At 38.9% G+C, this 18,067-nt stretch carries 21 protein-coding genes; all 21 read right to left on the minus strand.

Annotation, left to right across the window (positions count from 1 at the left end):
• The 21 genes from CLV81_RS06770 to CLV81_RS06875 all read right to left on the minus strand — a co-directional run bounded on the left by CLV81_RS06770 (position 1) and on the right by CLV81_RS06875 (position 17,937).
• A complete protein-coding gene (locus tag CLV81_RS06770; protein WP_106144271.1) occupies positions 1–1,365 on the minus strand; it encodes a nucleotidyl transferase AbiEii/AbiGii toxin family protein in 1,365 nt (454 codons plus the stop codon).
• A 21-nt stretch (positions 1,366–1,386) separates the two neighbouring features.
• Positions 1,387–2,115, minus strand: coding sequence for a winged helix-turn-helix domain-containing protein (locus tag CLV81_RS06775; RefSeq protein ID WP_245911940.1), 729 nt, complete (start codon positions 2,113–2,115; stop codon positions 1,387–1,389).
• 66 nt (positions 2,116–2,181) lie between these two features.
• A complete protein-coding gene (locus CLV81_RS06780) occupies positions 2,182–2,844 on the minus strand; it encodes an ATPase (RefSeq protein ID WP_106144272.1) in 663 nt (220 codons plus the stop codon).
• Positions 2,828–3,580: a hypothetical protein gene (locus CLV81_RS06785; RefSeq protein WP_106144273.1), complete on the minus strand. Its 753-nt coding sequence runs from the start codon at positions 3,578–3,580 to the stop codon at positions 2,828–2,830. Before CLV81_RS06785 ends, CLV81_RS06780 begins: the two co-directional genes overlap by 17 nt.
• A gap of 3 nt (positions 3,581–3,583) precedes the next feature.
• Positions 3,584–3,868, minus strand: a complete 285-nt coding sequence (locus CLV81_RS06790; RefSeq protein ID WP_106144274.1) for a helix-turn-helix domain-containing protein — start codon at positions 3,866–3,868, stop codon at positions 3,584–3,586.
• A gap of 264 nt (positions 3,869–4,132) precedes the next feature.
• Positions 4,133–5,002 (minus strand): RteC domain-containing protein, encoded by an 870-nt coding sequence (locus tag CLV81_RS06795; protein ID WP_106144275.1) that lies wholly within the window; start codon positions 5,000–5,002, stop codon positions 4,133–4,135.
• A gap of 84 nt (positions 5,003–5,086) precedes the next feature.
• Positions 5,087–7,297 carry a DUF5916 domain-containing protein gene (locus CLV81_RS06800; protein ID WP_106144276.1) on the minus strand — a complete coding sequence of 737 codons (2,211 nt, stop codon included), beginning with the start codon at positions 7,295–7,297 and terminating at the stop codon, positions 5,087–5,089.
• Positions 7,298–7,368: 71 nt separating this feature from the next.
• Positions 7,369–8,355, minus strand: coding sequence for a polysaccharide deacetylase family protein (locus CLV81_RS06805; RefSeq protein ID WP_158259083.1), 987 nt, complete (start codon positions 8,353–8,355; stop codon positions 7,369–7,371).
• A 4-nt stretch (positions 8,356–8,359) separates the two neighbouring features.
• On the minus strand, positions 8,360–8,839 hold the full coding sequence (locus CLV81_RS06810; protein WP_106144278.1) for a hypothetical protein: 480 nt from the start codon (positions 8,837–8,839) through the stop codon (positions 8,360–8,362).
• Positions 8,839–9,264 (minus strand): hypothetical protein, encoded by a 426-nt coding sequence (locus CLV81_RS06815; RefSeq protein ID WP_106144279.1) that lies wholly within the window; start codon positions 9,262–9,264, stop codon positions 8,839–8,841. The genes CLV81_RS06810 and CLV81_RS06815 overlap by 1 nt, the downstream gene beginning before the upstream one ends.
• Positions 9,265–9,334: 70 nt before the next feature.
• Positions 9,335–10,210 (minus strand): helix-turn-helix transcriptional regulator, encoded by an 876-nt coding sequence (locus CLV81_RS06820; protein ID WP_106144280.1) that lies wholly within the window; start codon positions 10,208–10,210, stop codon positions 9,335–9,337.
• A 2-nt stretch (positions 10,211–10,212) separates the two neighbouring features.
• Positions 10,213–11,190: an NAD(P)-dependent alcohol dehydrogenase gene (locus CLV81_RS06825; protein WP_106144281.1), complete on the minus strand. Its 978-nt coding sequence runs from the start codon at positions 11,188–11,190 to the stop codon at positions 10,213–10,215.
• A 4-nt stretch (positions 11,191–11,194) separates the two neighbouring features.
• Positions 11,195–11,602, minus strand: a complete 408-nt coding sequence (locus CLV81_RS06830; protein WP_106144282.1) for a DUF6326 family protein — start codon at positions 11,600–11,602, stop codon at positions 11,195–11,197.
• A 63-nt stretch (positions 11,603–11,665) separates the two neighbouring features.
• Complete coding sequence (locus CLV81_RS06835) at positions 11,666–12,520, minus strand: helix-turn-helix transcriptional regulator (RefSeq protein WP_106144283.1); 855 nt, start codon at positions 12,518–12,520, stop codon at positions 11,666–11,668.
• A 6-nt stretch (positions 12,521–12,526) separates the two neighbouring features.
• A complete protein-coding gene (locus CLV81_RS06840) occupies positions 12,527–13,123 on the minus strand; it encodes a dihydrofolate reductase family protein (protein WP_106144284.1) in 597 nt (198 codons plus the stop codon).
• 1 nt (position 13,124) lies between these two features.
• A complete protein-coding gene (locus CLV81_RS20760) occupies positions 13,125–13,925 on the minus strand; it encodes a nuclear transport factor 2 family protein (protein WP_245911942.1) in 801 nt (266 codons plus the stop codon).
• On the minus strand, positions 13,922–14,620 hold the full coding sequence (locus CLV81_RS06855) for a hypothetical protein (protein WP_106144285.1): 699 nt from the start codon (positions 14,618–14,620) through the stop codon (positions 13,922–13,924). Before CLV81_RS06855 ends, CLV81_RS20760 begins: the two co-directional genes overlap by 4 nt.
• Before the next feature lie 2 nt (positions 14,621–14,622).
• Positions 14,623–15,582 carry a DUF4892 domain-containing protein gene (locus CLV81_RS06860; protein ID WP_106144286.1) on the minus strand — a complete coding sequence of 320 codons (960 nt, stop codon included), beginning with the start codon at positions 15,580–15,582 and terminating at the stop codon, positions 14,623–14,625.
• A 261-nt stretch (positions 15,583–15,843) separates the two neighbouring features.
• Complete coding sequence (locus CLV81_RS06865; protein WP_106144287.1) at positions 15,844–16,203, minus strand: YciI family protein; 360 nt, start codon at positions 16,201–16,203, stop codon at positions 15,844–15,846.
• A gap of 8 nt (positions 16,204–16,211) precedes the next feature.
• The gene (locus CLV81_RS06870) at positions 16,212–16,637 is read right to left on the minus strand and encodes a YciI family protein (protein WP_158259084.1); all 426 of its coding nucleotides are present in this window, start codon (positions 16,635–16,637) and stop codon (positions 16,212–16,214) included.
• A 37-nt stretch (positions 16,638–16,674) separates the two neighbouring features.
• Positions 16,675–17,937, minus strand: a complete 1,263-nt coding sequence (locus CLV81_RS06875) for an RNA polymerase sigma factor (RefSeq protein WP_106144289.1) — start codon at positions 17,935–17,937, stop codon at positions 16,675–16,677.
• Positions 17,938–18,067 lie beyond the last annotated feature (130 nt).

An 18,067-nucleotide genomic window follows, 5' to 3' on the forward strand; every position in this document is an offset into this window, starting at 1 on the left:
CTATCGAGCATCTATTTTATATTTTACCCTTGTTCTCAGATTAGATAAGGGCTCCAATACTTTCCGTTTATTCATCACCGAGGTCTGAAAATCAAGACCAACATATTCGTATTCCTGCATAAAAGCTATGTTCTCATCAATCACTTTGAGCATGAGTGATAGCTCATTTCGATTGTATCCTACAAACGGGCAGTTCTCCTTGATTTTTGATTGCACTTTTATAATAGGGTCACTAGTCGAAAAATTACCCTCTCTGCTCCTGTAATATGAATAGGCTGTGTTAAATGTTGCCGTATCAGTTTGGCTCAATACGAGTTCTTGTTGTTGATAAAGTACTATCACTTTATACCAATAGAAAAACGCTTCAGGATTGCTCTTCTTTAACTTATTCAACCTGTTATAAGGTGCGAGTTCTATAAGCCAATCTTTTATATCCATTGGGTCATTATATCTCTCAATGGATTGCCCTTCCCTTTTAAGAATTTCGGATAGATAAGCAACTTTAGCAGCTGCTATTATCGCTTCATCAATATTGAACCTAATCAAAGTAAAATTGGTAAAGTTGGTGATGCCTGTTTGCAAATGATTGAACGCTTCTGATTTGTCTCGGGTAGATAGCGTGAAGCAGTTTTGCTGGGTGTCTTCCAAGACTTCAATTGGTTCGATATCCAATTTTCTAAACCCTATTTCCTCGGCAACGACTTGCAAATAGCTCTTTCTTACCAGTGGTAGGTCTTTTAGATTGTCCATCAAAAAGGCGACATCAAACAGCTGCTTGATTATCTCTACCGGTCTGTTCTTTGTATATAGAATGCCTGTGGTCTGTGGTGCAAAGGCTGTTAGCTTATCACCCAATATGGAATCAAATGTTGGCATATTTACGAGTATCGGTTCCCCCTGAGTTTCTATCCAGTTATGGCTGATGGGTACTTGCATCAGTTCTGGATATGGGTTTGGTGCAAACAATAGGTCGAGAAGGATGGGCTCATTTTTTCCATCGATAGCACTATCATAGTACATTTTGTAATGCCCAATGGGTGCATCTGGGGTGTGTTTCCTGTCATTGTCGTCTTCCCAATGGGTAAAGATTTCTTCTTTGGATATTTTATCTAAAATGGCTTCGATGCCCTTCTGGTTTTCTTCTGTAATGATGTCAATGTCTATGGAAAATCTTTTCGGCTCTTCCGTAGCAAGCAATAGTGCCGTACCACCTTTAAAGATGAAATCCAGTTTATTGACTTTAAGTTGTTCTAAAAATGTCAGGGCATAGACTACCTTTTCTATGAGCTTGGGGTCATATTTTCTTCCAAGCCGGCTTCTGAGTTCAAAAATCCAATCGGGATGGTATGTAGTTGACTTAATCATATATTAAAGATTGGCAAAAATTTATTTTTTTGCCAAAGTTAAATCTGTTAGCTTTTCAACTTCCTGTTCTCTATTTCTTCGATACGCATAGCGCTTCATTTTGTTTTTATTCACCTCGTACTTATCAAAAGCATTTTCGTAAATAAACCTTAATTCACCCTGTTGTGCAGCATACAATTCGGTATCAATGGTCATGTCCACCAGAAGCTTTTCAAGAGTTGGTGTTTTCACTTTGTTCGCTTTTTTTAAAGGTGATTCTGAAACCAGTTGCTTTACAATCAACGCTTCCGAACTATTGGAAATGTATAGCTGAAAAGTCTCAGCATCGGGCTCAAGGAACACTGGTTTTCCTTCACCATTAAGAGCGTGAAATACCGATTCAGCAACCTCTTTCTCTACTTCCAATACGGTGTAATATTTAAAAGGCTGATGCCGCATAAATTCGTTCAACCACTTTGTATTCCAAACGCAGAGTTCAGCAAACGGGAACTCTTTTTTTACTCTATTGAATAGCCGTTTGAGCTTGATGTCCACATTGGGTTGGTATCCTTCCTTGCCTTTTATACTGTAAAATCCCCTGGATGGGTTTTTTATTACACCTTCTTTTTTAAGCTGGGACAGATATACATTTATAGAGCTTTTCTTAAGCTTTGGAAACTCACCATATATATATTCCAAGAGCGTTTCTTTGGAAACAGTCTGTCCTATATCTAAAAATGATTTTATTTTATTGGTAAATTCGGTGTTCAACCCAATAATTTTTAAACTTTGGCAAAATACAATTTTTTTGCCAAAGTTTAATTTTTGAAGACCACATTATTTCCTCTTATCCCCAGCCTCTTTATCAAAAGCCACCAGATTAAACAGCTCGCGCATCCGGCTACGAACACGGTTACCATAGCGTTCTTCCAATTCCTCAGCATTAAGGTTGGTGGTGGCATGGGTCTTTATTTTTCGTTTGGTGCTTAGGTATAGTTCATATCGTGAGAGTAACACTTCGCCCATCACGTTCAGATCCTTGCCATAGAAACGACCGGCAGGTTCAACGCCCAAATCGTCAAAGCAATAGAATTTAGTGTTTCCATATTCTTCAACGGTTTTGAAGCCCAAGTGGTTAAAACTAAAGGTAACATTCCGACAGGGAATCATCTCGTACGGGCGTTGCAGTGGAACGATATGGCGCAGCAGTTTCATTAAACTGGTCTTGCCACATCCTACTGGTCCTGAAAGCAAGATGCCTTTATCTATATCGATTTCATACTTTTCGCAATTGGCCTTATCACGGATGAAATAAGAACAGAGCTTCAAGAGAATCTCCTTATCCTCGTGATAAATCCTAAACTTTTTGCCAAACAACAGCTTGCCTTTGGCATTCAGATAAATCAAGATTTTAGGGAAATCGTAAACAACATTTTTTCCATCAAACTTGCCCAGCGAGTATTCCACGCCACCTTCCGTGATTTTAGAGGGGTTGTCCATAGTCTTTGTTTTTAGTGGTTCGCAAGTTGTCCTTGATTTGGGATGCTTCTTTTTGGTTTGGCTTGTTTTCCAATTCAAAAAGTTCGGTTCTATCCATCCAATTGATGGCCACAGCTCGCCAATCACGAATCGGTTCACCATCGCCTGTTTGCCATTCTCTGTCAGCGTAATGCGTATAAAACTTTTCAGCTTCAGCTATTTCAAAACTCTTTTCTTCAAAAAAGTCAATGACGGTCTGACAGTCTTTTGGCTGTTTTATAAAGTTTTCCTGTTTGGTATTGTTTGTATTAGATACCAATGCTTGTCCATTGGTGGGACGGTGCGGGTACACAGCCTGTCTGTTTGCGGGATGGTGGTGTCCCTCAAGTGGTACACCTCTGGGATAGTACTGTTCTGCAAGTTGTTCCAATATGGGATTGTACTGTCCCGTTACCGGTTCATCACTTGTACCAATAATGGTCATTTTGATTTTGCTGCCCTTATATGGATTGTTGGATGGAAAGTAAGATAGGTAAAGCCAAGCATCTAAATCAACAATGCATCTGTGGTACGTGGACTTTGACCCAATCTTTGCCACGCGCATCAGTTCCCTGCGATTCACATAAAATTCATCGGCAAAACGGCAACTATTCCATTCCTGGAACAGCGCCATATACAGACTGATATGGGTAGGATTTAGGCGGTCATCAAAATAGAACTTTTCAAAAGCCGCATTGAGTAGCTTTATGTAGTTCATACGCTAGGAATTTAATCCGTGATGCACACGGTTGGCTTCCATTACATTTTGAATTTCTTCGGCATCGTAGTAGATGATTCCACCTACTTTGGTGTAAGGCAAAGTACCATTGATACGAAGGTTTTGAAGTGTGCCCGGACTTACCTGAAGCAAATCCATTACTTCAGAAGATTTTAGATATTTCTTCAATCTTCCTTTGGATTGTTTAGCGAGTAGATTTTTGATATCATCGAGCAATTCCATCTTGAATTCCCGAAGGTCATCGGTAGTAATAATTGATGTTGGCATAATAGAACGATTTAAAAGAAAGGGACTATCGCCTTGCATTCAAGGAATTCTGATAGCCCCTGACCTGATTTGACTTTCGTTCTACAAAATTGAAGTGGATTAATGGGTTTTGTTCACAAGGTGCACCCAAGCTGTGTGATGTTTAACATTCATAATTATCATAATAGTTTGAATTGATTTGGTGGGTATTTGGAGGCGAAGCACTTTAAAATTTTTCATAATTTGAGCCCTCAAATAGGACACCCAACTTGGGGATACCTTGGGTTATTTTTCTCCCTCCTGAATCCTACTTTCCAAGGAGTTTTTTAGAACATCAATAAATTTGGTTTGGCCCGTTTTTCGAGACTTTAGCTCAAGAAAAGTTCTGTAGTAATCCCCTAGTTCGACATTGAAAATTTTTTCAAACGTGAGCGCAATTTCCTTTAGGTCCGCTGTTCCGCTATTTATTGCACCGCAACTTTGCAACGCATAGATTAGTTCTATTAGATCGGTCTTACTACTAGTCCAGAAAAGCTTCGTATTTAGATTTGTGTAAAGGGAGGTATTGTTTTCCATATATTGGTTGTTCTCAATTTTGTCTATTTCTTTTTTTAAATGGACGATTAACATATCATAAGCCATAATGGTGGCTACGACACTATCATGGCTGGTCGAAAATTCCTCATCGGTGAAGAAGTGATAAGAATCTATGGCTAATCTTATATCGGCCATACCACGCACGAAATACTGCTTATCAAAAGCTGTGGAATTTCTTCTGTAATAATGATAGAACTCTAGGTTGTCATTGAAAAATAGTTGCAATCGGCTAATATGTTCATTAAGGTATTTCACCTGGGATTTTCTACTTCCTCTGGGTTTCTTGCTCTCTACATTAAAAAGTTTTACATAGTATATCAGCTTACTATAGACCTGTGGTTTGATGTGTTTAAAAAATTGAATCTCTTCTTTTTCATCAATAAAACCTTTTTGCAAAATCTCGTTTCTTAAATCATGCAATGCTTGTTTTACAACTCGAATAGCATTCTCGGAAATCAACAATTCATCTTTGTTGTCTACTTCCAAATGCTCAAGTTGTTTTTCAAGCTCATTCAATATGTTTTCAAACCTTTGCAAAACCAATCCATTGATGTACATTAATTTCAGGAATTTATCGGTCTATGGCTTGTTGTATTGGTTCTTGAACTTAACTGAAAAGTTCATTTAAATCATCTTCAGTAATTAAAATTGCTTTAGAAACGTAATCTTGCTGATAAACTGTGTATTCCTTTGCATCGGATCAAAAATATCTGTCTGGGTATCGTTAAAGACCAAGTAAATAAAGGAAAGTGGCATATACTCCCAACTGAACCTAACATTCCATCTGCCCTGTTCGTTAAAACTATTGTATTGGTAAAATGTGGATAGCTGAACCCTTGGGTTAAGTGCCAGGCGTAAACTTCCTGTATACAGGTCTGCATCCAAATCTTCATTATCAATCCCAATCCCATTGAGATTGTTCCTTTCATAATCCGCAGTTAAGGAAACATGTGGCAAGGGTGCGTACCTTAAACCCAAGTTCAAGGTGTTTCGGGTTCCGTTATAAAAGTCTCCGAATTCAAAACGTGCAGAGCCTGACAATTTCTTTGATTGGTCTGAATTGTAGCGCATCAAATAACGCGTGTAGCTGTAATTATCTTGCTCAATTTGTATCCCTAATGGCGCAAAATCAAAATTGATATTCTGCCAAGTAGGGGTAAACGAAATCTCTAAAAAGCTGTTATCCCTAAACCAGGTATAAACGGGAAAGATGTAAAGACTGGACTGTTGAAAATTACCAAAATCTTCAAAGTCATGATAGTAGTAAAAGTATGCACCAGGATCCCACCGGCGAATAAAGGGAACCCACTTCGGGCGTAGAATGGCATAGGCCCCAGGAGTATGGTACATTACGTCTTTTTGAAATACAAATCCCATATCTGGCGTGTAATTCTGGCTTACAAAGGCATTGGTGTATCGTAGAAAATATTTATTGGTCCTTTTGCTTATTCCGATACGTCCGGCAAATCCAGTTTGGGATACTTCACTGTCCAATGATGTTGACAATAGGTAGGAGAAGGTTGTTTCACTTTTTGGTCGAATAAGTCCGTCAATGGAAATGGTGGTGTTGTTTCGGTTGCCGATGGCCAAATCTGTAGTAGAATCATCCAAACGATAGGTTACCATGGCCCCAATATTGTTCTCTTTACCATAATTTTGAGTATATCTAGCCACCCCAAAGGTGCTTCCCGGGCTATTAGCGGTTTCTCTCTGCCGAACGGCCAATGCCGCAATCGTTCGATTTTCATTTCTATCAGTGTAACGAGCTCCTGCATCCAGAGGAGCTGGAGCTGCATTAAAGGTGTTTTCCAAGCCAATGGTACGGCTAAAAAATGGTCTTACTTGGGAGTTGCCTGAACCTGCCCAAATACCGGAATTTTCCAAAAAGAACTGCCTACGTTCAGGGAAGAATATGTTGAAACGCTCTAAGTTGTTTACGGCTCTGTCCACATCGGCCTGGGCAAAATCAGTATTAATGGTCAGGTCTAAAACAGCGTTGGGGTTCATGGCCCACTTTACATCGCCACCTATCTTTGGTTCATTAAGTTTAGAGGTAAGCATATCGCCTGCTCTGTTTTCATCGTACTGATATAAGGCGTAGGGCTCGACTCTGATATTTGCTGATGGTGGATGCACCTCCAATCCTGTAAGTTTGGCGGCATATACCATCCTGTTTTCCGAAAAGGATTGGGGAATAGCTGGAAATACTATTTTTTCAAAGTCCTTTCGGGCTAAACGATAAAAGGTAATACCCCATTCTACTTCCTTTCCTTCAATCGGTTTGTCGTAACGAATGGACTTAAAAGGAATGGCAAATTCAGCGTAGTAACCTTCCTTGGTACGGGTTGTTCGTACACTCCATAAAGCATTCCAATCCGTATCGGTACTATTTCCATTGAAATTTTGTAAATCCAATTGGTTTCCGTGCGGTGTCGTTTGAAAAGATGCCGCATATTGCTTGGTGTTTTGGGCATCAATTTGAATTCCAAAGACGTCGTTTTCCGTTCTATTGAAATCACGTCTGAGGTCTTGCATTCGTAGACCTTTTTTGCCCATGGTGTCTGTGGCAAAAACTCCAAAATATAGGTGCTTATCATCAAAAAGTACCTTGACCGTGGTTTTGTTTTTAATCGGTCCACCTTGAACAGGTTCAACCCTAAAAAAGTCTGTGATAGCTTCTGCTTTTTGCCAATCCTCTTCATTTAACTTACCATCCAAATCTATTTTAGAGGAAGTTCTGAAAGCTTTTATTTCAACTGGATTTTCTGGTGGTGGAAAGTTGTCTGTTATTTTCTCCTGTGCTACTGAAATTGTTTGAACGATTAGAAGAATAATTAATATGCGTATTCTCATGTAAATTTTAAACTGGCATTTGAACTAAACTGCCATCCGATATTTTTTGGTTAAACATTCAATCTTTTGAGTTAAAGCCCTAGTTTCTCCATTTTTGGTTTCTCATAGCGACTATCCTCTGCGGGATACCTTAATTTTTCATTATAGTTGCCCGTTTCTTTGGCCATGGCCCAAATCAAACTTTCCCCGGCCGGGATGATGTTGAGAACATATTCGTATACTTCATCCGTAAAAGCGCTTCTACTATCAACCAGTTCCCATCCCTCATCTTTGAACCTTTGAATTAAATCTGGGAGAAAAAGAGCACTGGTAAGGTTGTGGTGTAGTAACAAGGTATGGTCAATATGCCTCCTAGTTAGCTCAAAAGAGAGTCGTTCATAGTAGGTAGCGCGTTCTAAAATATGCTGCAAATAGAATTCTTTGTACTTGGCAATTTTAGGGCTGTTGATTCCTTCTTCATCAATACACTTTATCAACTCTGAATTCACGTACCAATCTGACGCATCTATGGTAACATGACCGTTTTTATATCCGTGTTTCTTGAGAATCTCTCGAAATCCCAAAACCTTTTCTTCGGTATTGCCCTCTTTCAGGTAAGGGAATCGGAATAGCTTTGAAAAAGTACTGTACTTTGAAATTACAGAGTCGGTTTTTAAAAGTTCCTCTTCGAAATCGGCAACTGTTTTCTTGTCACTATTGAAATAGGGATGCGTAAATGTATGGTTGGCTATTTGGTGCCCCTTGCTTGACCAACTTTCCAATAAAGAGATTCCTTTTGCATCAAGTTTGTTTGAACCGGTAACAAAGAAGGTCGAATTAAGTTCAGCCTCATCTAAGGCATCCAAGATCATTTGATTCCACTCTTCAAACTTGAAAGTGGCGAGGTCGGTGGTAATGCCATCGTCAAAAGTGAAACTCACTTTTGGTCTGTTTTTTGGCTCGTTGATTTTATCCGCATTCACATCCGTAGTTTTGACGGATTCTTTGGAATCATGCTTCATAGTTTGATTGCAACTTGCCAAAAGTATTGACGAGACCATTAACAATTTTATCCTCATAGTGCTACTTTTTGACAAACCATTTGATAGGATACCCAAAAAGTTTAGGTTCGTAATTAATAACGGTATCATTTACTTTGTTTACCATCATACTGCTCCGCAGGCCATTGGTACTCAATATCCAATGGGTTTCATTGGCCATAGGTACAATAGACAATGTATCGCTCTTGAGGTTGGGTCGTTGTGCCCAAAAAGGTTCTAACATCGCAAATACTTCGGTTTCATTAGCTACGGTCAAAAACCTGACGTCAATCGTATGTTCAACTGAGGTTTTGCCCATACTTTCCCAACCTATTCGAACAGGATACCCCTTTCTTACCAATTCAATGAGGTTATCTTTTGAGCCATGGGAAATCTTACCATTCTTATCGGTTTCAAAAATCAATTGCCATTCGTCATTTCGTTTTTGGGAGCAGCCTATTTGGATAATGATAAAAACTGCAAGAATTGACTTTATGTAGCTATTGCTTGTACTAAGACGCATTAAGTATCAGGATTAAACCTAAACAGATTCTTTAGAAAAGTATGGTAGACGTACTTCCAAGGAATGATAAGCACATCCAGGATTATGGCCGTAATACAAACCGTCAAAAAACCTTCAGCAGATTCTGTGACTAAGTCATTCCGTTCCATGGGAAGATAAACTCCCAATATCCATACTGCCTTGTAAAACAACTGCAACAAGAGTAATGGAACCATTTTTAGGGGATAACGTAATCCTAATGCCATTAACGTAGCATAAGCCACCCAAAAGCTGTAGACAATTCCATCAATGGTTTCTAAAGGGGTTTCTGGTGCAATTACTTCTGCCCAAGCTTGATACCCAACACCAATAAATGTGAGGAGGTACAACCCTTTCATTAGGTACTTCCGGATTTTGGAAACATTTTCTTTTTGTGCTTTTCCCATCGAGATAGTTTAAGCTTTCAAGATGCAAAACAGCACAACAACTCACTTGTCAAATTGGGTCAAACAAGTGTTATGAACCAAAAAGTTCGATTTGAGCATTTTCATAGGTATCGCTTGGGTTGTACCCAAACTTCTTTTTGAATTCTTTACTGAAATGGGCCAAATCCTCAAACCCCAATTCCAAATACATTTCAGCAGCCTTTTTTTGGCGAAACTGCATTTCGCATCGGGCATAATGTAAGCGTTGGTCCTTTATCCATTGATGTGGTGAAAGCCTCATTTCTTTAACAAGGGTTCTGTAGAATCCCGATGTACTCACCCCGTATTTTTGTGCCAACTCTTCCAACGTTATATTTTTCGTAAGGTTTCTGAAAAGAAAGGATGCAAGGCGATGTTTTGAACTAGAAAAGTAATCTTTGATGAATTTTTCATGATTCATTTGTACTTTGCTAAGTACTACTTTCCTTAGGGCATCGACTTTTTGAGTATCAACCTTCTTGCCCATGGAGAATTCATTTGAAAGTTTTTCAAAGAGTTCGCTGTAGGACTTGGTCGTAATTTGAAGTGGGGCGGTTTCCTTAAAGGGTGTTGCATCTTCTTCTTTTTCAAAGCTATCTGAACCCAGGTCAGGAAGAACAAAAGCGAGTGCCTCGAAAACATCGGAGTTTCTATCGAGAATACGTTTGGCTTTGAAATCTGAATATTGCAACAATAAAATGCACTCGCCAGTATAGTAGGTTTGTGATATGCTGCCATTATCCAACTTTAACTGGCCCTGTCGAATAAAGAGCAGTATGCTCGTGTCATTCAAAGTTGAGTAAGGTTCCGTATTCACGGTTAGGAAACGTGCGGCAACGGGAACTCCCGAATGTCGTATTAGTTGAAATAGTCTAGGCTTATTTTCTTTTACTTCTTTAGCAGGCACTTCTTGATTAGGGTTTAGCAAGGTTAGAAGTTATGCGTTTTAACAATTACATTTCCTGCTTTATTGCCTTTGTCCACATATTGATGTGCCTCGACAATATCATCTAACGGAAAAACTTTATCAATCACGACATTCAACTTTTCACTTTTCACCAATTCGACCAAATACTTCAAATCTTTATTTGATTGGGGAAAGTCTTTGGCCATGATGAATTTCATCTTCTTTTTGAGTTTTGATACGAGCATTCCCAAAGTTGCTATGGGCTTTGATATGTTGATATAAGTACCTCCTTGTTTTATGGTGTTTTCTGCAATGGAAAATGAACATTTGTCCACGGCCTGAAAGAATAGATCATAGCTCTGCAGGTCCTCATGCCAGTTTTTGGTTGTATAGTCAATGGCAAAATCAGCACCCAAATCATGGGTCATTTTAAAGTTTTTTGCGCTGCAAACTGCTGTAACTTCAAGCCCTTTAAGCTTTGCTAGTTGAATGGCATATACACCCACGCTTCCCGAGGCTCCATAAATCAAAATCTTTTGACCAAGTTCAACTTGGGCTAAATCTAAATAATATAAGGCTGTTTTAGCACCGATTGGAATTGCGGCTGCTTCTAACCAACTGATGTTTGAAGGTTTTTTTACAATTGGGCCATTTTCATTGACACATAAATACTCTCCATATCCGCCAAATTTTGGCAATGAGGCACCTAGCACTTCGTCGCCAGGCTTAAAACGACTTACTCTTTTTCCACAAGCGGTCACTACACCAGCAAATTCGGCTCCTAATATTTGCCGTTTCGGTTTTGTAATACCCATCATCAAACGGGCCGGTAACCACATAAGCATAGGCACCTTAAAACTCCTAACCCTGTAATCGGCGGCGGCTACCGTACTGGTCCTTACCTCGACCAAAATTTCCTCTTCATTGGGGACAGGTGCCGCCACTTCTTGAATCTTCAAGACTTCTGGCGGGCCATATTTTGAGCAAATTGCTGCTTTCATTTGATTAATTGGGATAGGGGTAGGCTTTTTTCGATTCCCATTTAAAAGCTGTCCAAAGTATAAAGATTGAGGCAGTGATTTCAAAGAAGAGAAAGAAGAAATCATCCGTATCAGCAGTTTGAATATTGAATATCAAAAATGCCAAGATGATAATGCCAGATACCAGATTGAAAATACGGTTGAGCTTTTTCTTCAACACCAAGGAAAGGACTACCATTGCTATCGGGATTTCTGCCAGCACACCGCCAAATAGCATGAGGCCATCCGTTATTTTCACCCCATTGACATGACCGGTCAATGCTTCTTCCAAAAAATCCTTTGAAGCGAATTCGTGCAGATCGCGAAAAATCAGGTTCATTAAAATAAAAATCCAAAGTACGGACAGTTTGGTTCTAATATCAATTGAATTCATGTTGTCACTTCTTTTTCCAGCAAAGATCAAGCAATTAGGGTGTGCCAATCTATTTCAGAAGCCCTATTGTTTGACTGTAAGGTCCAATCTGAACTTGGAAGGTGGCACCCCATATTTGGATTTGAAGCTTCTTGAAAGGTGTTCCAAACTACTAAATCCACAATCGTAACCTATATTGGTGATTGAATCGTCTGATGAGGAAAGTAATTGAGCTACGCGCTCCAATCTTTTATCTATAATATAAGCGCCTGGAGTTGTTCTATAAACTCTTTTAAACTCTCGTTTGAATGAGGATAGGCTTTTATTGGTCAAAACCGCAAGGCTTTGGATGGAGAGTGGGGTAAAGAGATAGGCATCAACCGTTTCCTTAAACGTGAAAATACGGTCCGAGAACAGACTGTTGATTATCAATTGTATTTCTGGCGAACTTTCCGATTGAAGCAACAGCAATATCAACTCTTGAACTTTAAGGCATAAAATATCTTCAGTGACAGCCTCTTGGTTTTTGAAGATATTTCCGATGCCTTCAAAAAATCCTACGATTAGATTGGTGGCCGCTTGTTGAACAGTAAATTTAGTAACAGGTTGTTCCAACTCGTTCCATAGTTTTGGTTTGGAGTTTTTGTAAATCTTTTGAAGTTGTTCTTTATGAAAATGCGCAATGATAGCGCTCATTTTACCTGGCTCTTGTTTCGCTATCATGTGTCCAACTGTTCTACCACACACTGAAACTATCACGTTGCCAGATGTTGCGTCCACACCCTCTTGAACAAAAAGACTTTGCCCATTACCTTCTGAGATATAGGCAACACATGCTTCGGAAGGTAGGGGCACATCTGTTTCGTTGGGCGTGGTCAAAACTACCCATGAAAAAATAGGCTTTCCGAATAATTCAATGTCTTTATGTTCTAGAATCATACTTGTCTAGCTTTGTACTTGGCGTTTAGATTTATAAATATTCATTACTACACCATTCTCACATTTTTCTGATTTGATTAACTTTAAATTTAATGGCAAATGACCACCGCTAAATAGCCGTTTGCCTTTCCCTAGTACTACTGGGAACGTCCAAACCCTGAACTCGTCAATTAGATTTTGCTTTAATAGTTCTTGGATTAATTCCCAACTTCCGTGAACTTGAAGAAGAGGTCCTTCTCCTTCTTTCAGTTTTTTAAGTTCTTCGTTGATATTACCTTTTAGGTAGATTGTGTTCTTCCACAATGGCTTATCCAATGTAGAACTGACCACGTATTTTGAGGCATTGTTGAGTTTTTGAGCAACCAGATTTTCTTCTGTGGCATTTGGAAAGTGAGAAGCAAAAATATCATAGGTCTTTCGGCCTAATAACAAATCATAAGGCTCTGCCATTGCCTCTTTCATCACTTGTTGCATCACTTCATCCCAATAGGGATTCGCCCAACCGCCTTTTGTAAAATCATTGGATTTGTCTTCCTCGGGACTACTTGGAGCTTGCATTACCCCATCTAGGGATTGAAATGTCAAAATGGCTAATTTTCTCATATCAGTAATTGTTGGTTGCAAAGGATTTATGGATGATGCGCCATTCACCCTTTATCTTTAATAGAAGAAGGTAGTCCATCACTCTTCGATTGCGTTCAGGCATCCTAACTTCTACTTTCGCGTATGCAGCTGTATCTTCAAAATCTATCCCTACAACTTTTCCAATTCGATTGTTTTTTTTGCCTTCGGTGAAGTTTTTTAGGTAGTTTTTACCAGTCAGTATTGTTATTTTTCCATCCTTCACATAATATAGATTGAAACCCTCTTCAAATGCACTAGTGATTCTTGCTACATCACTGTTTGCGGTGCCTTCGATATAGTTCAGTAAGGTTTCATTGAGTTTGGGTAAATTGTTTGTTTCACCTTCGGGTAACTCCTCACCAATATCAATGGACTTTAAATCGATGATTTTATGGACTATTTTCCAGCCTTCATTTTCTTTTAGTAGTAAGAGATAGTCCGTTGCCACTTGCTTTCTGTCCGGAAAGTACACTTCGATTTTTCCAATTGCGGTGTCATGCTCTTGGTCTATACTGATGATTTTGGCTATTCTGTTATACGTTTTTCCGTTTTCTACACGAGCTATGTAATCACTACCCTTAATAATTCGTAACGTATCTGAGGAAACCAGAAAAAGGTTAAAATCGTCGTGAAAAGCCTTTCTTAACAAATCTTGGTTGCCAATCGCTGTACCTTCTATGTATTGATTCAAGGTTGATTTTATAGATTCAATTTCTAACTGACCATTTAGGGGCATGACCAAAAGACCGAATAGAATTATAAATGCTAAATCTTTTTTCATAGGCTCTTTTTTATTTGGACAATTGATAATACGTGCAGAAACACCGCAACAGGCATCAAAAATCCAGCGATCAGGACATAGGGATAGGTCAACATCTCCATTGGCAGCATAGGCTCAGACTTGCCCCATAGCTCTGGCTTGTATATCGAAGTCATGAACAAAAAGATAATACTGGCTATTATCGCCAGCCCTAGATAATTCCAAAGAAGAACGGTCTTTCTTGGGAGTATTTTCTTGGTATAGACCAAGAAAGCGATAATGGGTGCGGTAGCTGCAAAAACCATATCTACATTGTATCCTTCGATAGTGACCAAAGGATGAAGGATGCCTTTTGCAACAGAGAGTACAAAAAATGTTTCTACCAAAACCCTGAATGTTTGAAAGTAGATTACCCAGCTTTGGGGTATGGCATTAATCCACTCTTTATTTTTATTTCGATGGAGAAATACGCCAATGAAAATAAATGATGGTAGGATAAAGAACATTGCAAATCTAGGGGGGAAGTCATAAGACTTTAAGATGCCTGAAGAGGCTACAAGAAAAATAAAGGCTTGCCAAAAAAGTAACGCTGTTACAAGCAAGGTCATATCCTTACTCTTGTTCAGACTGGTGCGCTGAATGGCCGTCTTTCCTATCCAAATCAAAAAGATAACCGTTGTTAATGTCAGCCCAATATATCCGAGTTTTAATCCCATATTTATTTCATTACAATTTCTACCCGTCTATTTAATTTTCGGCCCTCTTCATTGTCATTTGTGGCAACAGGTGAAAGCATAGCTACCCCTTTTGCTTCCAAACGACTTTTTGAAATACCATGTTTTTCAATTAATTCTTGCATTACGGCCTTGGCCCGACCTTCAGAAAGTGCCAAGTTGTTCTGAAAATTGCCCACATTATCTGTATGGCCAACGATATATATAGAAACTTTGGAATGCCGATTTAAGTAATCCGCAATTGTACCAATGGCTTCAGATGATTCTGGTTGTAATGTCGTCTTGTTGAAGTCAAAAAGAATATCGTAAAAGACAACACTGCCCTTTTCTTTTAATCTGTCATCCATGTCCTTTACGGTTATCAAACCTGTGCCCATATTATTAGACTCAATGATGTCCAATCGATACGTACTGGCGTAATTCGCAAACCCACTCATCACAACTACGGTGGTGGTTTGATTCGATGCTTCCTTTTCTGCAACTAAATAGGTGGCACCGTTTTTTCGATAGGTATTTCCACTTTTCGCCAATTTTGGAAGTTTTTTAGCTTGATACAGTGAGTAGACAACTGAAGAGAATGAACCTGGTACGGGATTGCAATCTGCTTGATAACAAGAGTACAGTATATTGAACCCTTTTCCTTTTAGGGCATCTTCGTAATTTTTATGGAGTTCCAACTGTGATTTTCCTTTCGGTAATTCATAGTCAATTGAGGTGATGGTACCTTCAATGGTTTTTGATTTTCCTTTTGGAAAGGTATTATCCATGGCAACGGTATAGCGGTCGTATTCTTTTTCCGCAAAGCCAATTATCCACGAATCCGGAAAGCGGGAAATTAATTCTGAGTCCTTTGAATTTGGGATATCCTTTTGGGAGAGTATTGGATTTAAAAAGCCAATCGAAAATAGGAAGTAAATAGTTATTTTAAGATACGTTAATTGCATAGTAGGATTTGTTTTCTATGTTCGTGATTAAATAATAAAGCGATTGTAAATTACAACTGGTTGCAATATAATATAATTTCTGTTTGCAGTACAAATTTTGAGTTGGCTTTTCCGATTGGCTACAGGAGAATCAAATTCCTTTTTTCGTTGTATGTGATATGGATATGAATGCATAAAGAGTTGAGCATTGGATAATCTTAATCAAGCCTGTCAACACAAAGCCCAAAAGTCATGGGCTTTGTGTTGACACGCCCGATGCAACTAGTTTATTCCTTCGACCTTCATTATCTGTCTTACTTCAATTTTCCAATTCCCATCTTCAAATCTGGGGTCAGCTTTTGCAATTCGGATGGCTTCCTGCAAATCGTCAGCCATTAAATGATAATACCCTGAGATTACTTCTTTTGTTTCATTGTACGGACCGTCCACTAGACTGCCATTTTTTAACGAAACAACAGACCCCTCGCTTTCCAAAGGTTGTGCGCTTTTCATTTTGCCACTTTTCACCAGTTCTTGAATGTAGGCACTAACTTTTTCGACATGTTTTTGTTGTTCTTTCAGGGAAAAATTGGCAAGAGGATTGTCCTCATCACTTCTAATAAATAACATAAATTCTTTCATGACTCTTTTTAATTGATTCCACTTACTTGTTTAATTGGTCGTACTTCTAGCTGCCAACCATTTTCCTCAAACCTGGGGTCTGCTTTTGCAATGGCAATTGCTTCTTCCAAGTCTTTGGCTTTAACCACGTAATAGCCAGCTATAGTTTGATTGGCTATGGTGAGTTTTTTTTGACTGACCTGTCCATCTTTGGCACTAATAAGTTCACCTTCCATTGCCAATGGCTGGGCATCAATAAGCTTTCCTAATTTTGCAAGGCCACCTATGTACGCTCCCACTTTTTGAATGTGTTCTTTTTGATGTTGAGCGCTCATTTCGGTCATTTGATTCTTACCCGAATGAACAAGAAACATAAACTTGGCACTTTCCGATTTTTGCGCCATGCTGGTCAATGTTCCTACTAACAGGCACATTAGTAATACTGTTTTTCTCATAATTGTTTTATGTAATGATTCTATATTCATACAACCATTAAGAATTCGATATCGGGACAAGTGCCTCCCATTTTTTTTTGAGAAATTCTTTATCTATTTCTGTGGATGCCAAGGCTATGGCCTCTTTATAATGCTTTATTGCTTTTTTTTCATCTTTTTCATCTCCATAGAGTGCGGCTAGAGTGGCATGGTAAAGGTGATTTCTATGGGAAAGAAAATCATCCTTAAGTGACTCAAGCTCAAAAATAGCTTGCTGATTTCCATGCACGTTTGACACTGCAATTGCGCGATTCAGGCGGACAACAGGAGAATTCTCAAGTTCCAAAAGCGTATCATACAGTCTTAAGATTTCCACCCAATTGGTTTTGTTATAAGAAGGTGCCACGCAATGGTTGGCAGAAATGGTAGCCAAAATGAGGTATTTCGATACTTTTTTGTCCTTAATTGCCCAATCAAGATATTGTAATCCCTTATAGCGCATGGATTTATCCCATAGATTACGGTCTTGTTGCGATAGTTCGATGATGGTATTTTCGGAATTCATACGAGCTTGAAAACGGCTCGCGTTTAAAAACATAAGTGCCAGCAGGGCGTAAACTTCAGACTTATTTTCAATGGACTTGGAATTTGCCAAAAGCTCACAGAGACGCACCGCTTCTAGACACAAATCGTATCGTACTTGAATATTTTTTTGGGAAGATTTATAGCCTTCATTGAATAATAGGTAAATAGCTTGTTGCATCGTATCAAGATGCTTTTCCAACTTATCCAGGTCGTCCAGATCCAAACTGGACTCCCTAATCTTTTTCCGACCCCTAACGAGTCTTTTGTTAATGGTTTCGGTATTGGTGAAAAAAGCATTTGCAATCTCCTTGACACTAAAACCACAAAGGATTTTCAATATCAGGGCTAGTCTATTGTCCTCTGAAAGTTCAGCATGACAACAGGCCATCATCATTTTTAGTTGGCTATCGTTTATTTCGCCTTCGGAAAAATCAATGCCGTCTGTTGGTTTGACATCTCCCATTTCCAGCTCTAGCCTAGACTTGATGTTTTGTAGGTTATTGGAACGTGCGACGGTATTGATTGCTAGATTTTTTGCCGTTGTATACAACCATGCCTCAGGGTTGTTGGGAATTCCATCAAAAGTCCAATGTTGTAGTGCTCGGTAAAGTGTCTCTTGCACAATATCTTCCGCAGTATGGACTTTTTCAATACCAAGATAACCGGTGATTACAGAAATCATTTTTCCGTATTCATTTCTAAAGCAATGTGCTATAAGTTGATTCGGTTTTTTCATACTTCTTGTTAAAATTAAATTCCAAGATGCTTAATCACTTGTCAATTTCGGTCAGCAGGTTGACTGAAAAGTTCAACTTTTCAAAATACTGAAAATAATATTGCGCAACCAAACGATTTCATATACATTT

This window comes from Flagellimonas meridianipacifica (assembly GCF_003001695.1).
In the GTDB taxonomy this organism is placed as follows: domain Bacteria; phylum Bacteroidota; class Bacteroidia; order Flavobacteriales; family Flavobacteriaceae; genus Flagellimonas; species Flagellimonas meridianipacifica.

Excerpts from the sequence above, each read along its gene's own strand:
- CLV81_RS06770 (WP_106144271.1), bottom strand. The coding sequence starts at position 1,365 with ATGATTAAGTCAACTACATACCATCCCGATTGGATTTTTGAACTCAGA.
- CLV81_RS06780 (WP_106144272.1), bottom strand. The coding sequence starts at position 2,844 with ATGGACAACCCCTCTAAAATCACGGAAGGTGGCGTGGAATACTCGCTG.
- CLV81_RS06785 (WP_106144273.1), bottom strand. The coding sequence starts at position 3,580 with ATGAACTACATAAAGCTACTCAATGCGGCTTTTGAAAAGTTCTATTTT.
- CLV81_RS06790 (WP_106144274.1), bottom strand. The coding sequence starts at position 3,868 with ATGCCAACATCAATTATTACTACCGATGACCTTCGGGAATTCAAGATG.
- CLV81_RS06795 (WP_106144275.1), bottom strand. The coding sequence starts at position 5,002 with ATGTACATCAATGGATTGGTTTTGCAAAGGTTTGAAAACATATTGAAT.
- CLV81_RS06800 (WP_106144276.1), bottom strand. The coding sequence starts at position 7,297 with ATGAGAATACGCATATTAATTATTCTTCTAATCGTTCAAACAATTTCA.
- CLV81_RS06805 (WP_158259083.1), bottom strand. The coding sequence starts at position 8,355 with ATGAGGATAAAATTGTTAATGGTCTCGTCAATACTTTTGGCAAGTTGC.
- CLV81_RS06810 (WP_106144278.1), bottom strand. The coding sequence starts at position 8,839 with ATGCGTCTTAGTACAAGCAATAGCTACATAAAGTCAATTCTTGCAGTT.
- CLV81_RS06815 (WP_106144279.1), bottom strand. The coding sequence starts at position 9,264 with ATGGGAAAAGCACAAAAAGAAAATGTTTCCAAAATCCGGAAGTACCTA.
- CLV81_RS06825 (WP_106144281.1), bottom strand. The coding sequence starts at position 11,190 with ATGAAAGCAGCAATTTGCTCAAAATATGGCCCGCCAGAAGTCTTGAAG.
- CLV81_RS06830 (WP_106144282.1), bottom strand. The coding sequence starts at position 11,602 with ATGAATTCAATTGATATTAGAACCAAACTGTCCGTACTTTGGATTTTT.
- CLV81_RS06835 (WP_106144283.1), bottom strand. The coding sequence starts at position 12,520 with ATGATTCTAGAACATAAAGACATTGAATTATTCGGAAAGCCTATTTTT.
- CLV81_RS06840 (WP_106144284.1), bottom strand. The coding sequence starts at position 13,123 with ATGAGAAAATTAGCCATTTTGACATTTCAATCCCTAGATGGGGTAATG.
- CLV81_RS20760 (WP_245911942.1), bottom strand. The coding sequence starts at position 13,925 with ATGAAAAAAGATTTAGCATTTATAATTCTATTCGGTCTTTTGGTCATG.
- CLV81_RS06855 (WP_106144285.1), bottom strand. The coding sequence starts at position 14,620 with ATGGGATTAAAACTCGGATATATTGGGCTGACATTAACAACGGTTATC.
- CLV81_RS06860 (WP_106144286.1), bottom strand. The coding sequence starts at position 15,582 with ATGCAATTAACGTATCTTAAAATAACTATTTACTTCCTATTTTCGATT.
- CLV81_RS06865 (WP_106144287.1), bottom strand. The coding sequence starts at position 16,203 with ATGAAAGAATTTATGTTATTTATTAGAAGTGATGAGGACAATCCTCTT.
- CLV81_RS06870 (WP_158259084.1), bottom strand. The coding sequence starts at position 16,637 with ATGAGAAAAACAGTATTACTAATGTGCCTGTTAGTAGGAACATTGACC.
- CLV81_RS06875 (WP_106144289.1), bottom strand. The coding sequence starts at position 17,937 with ATGAAAAAACCGAATCAACTTATAGCACATTGCTTTAGAAATGAATAC.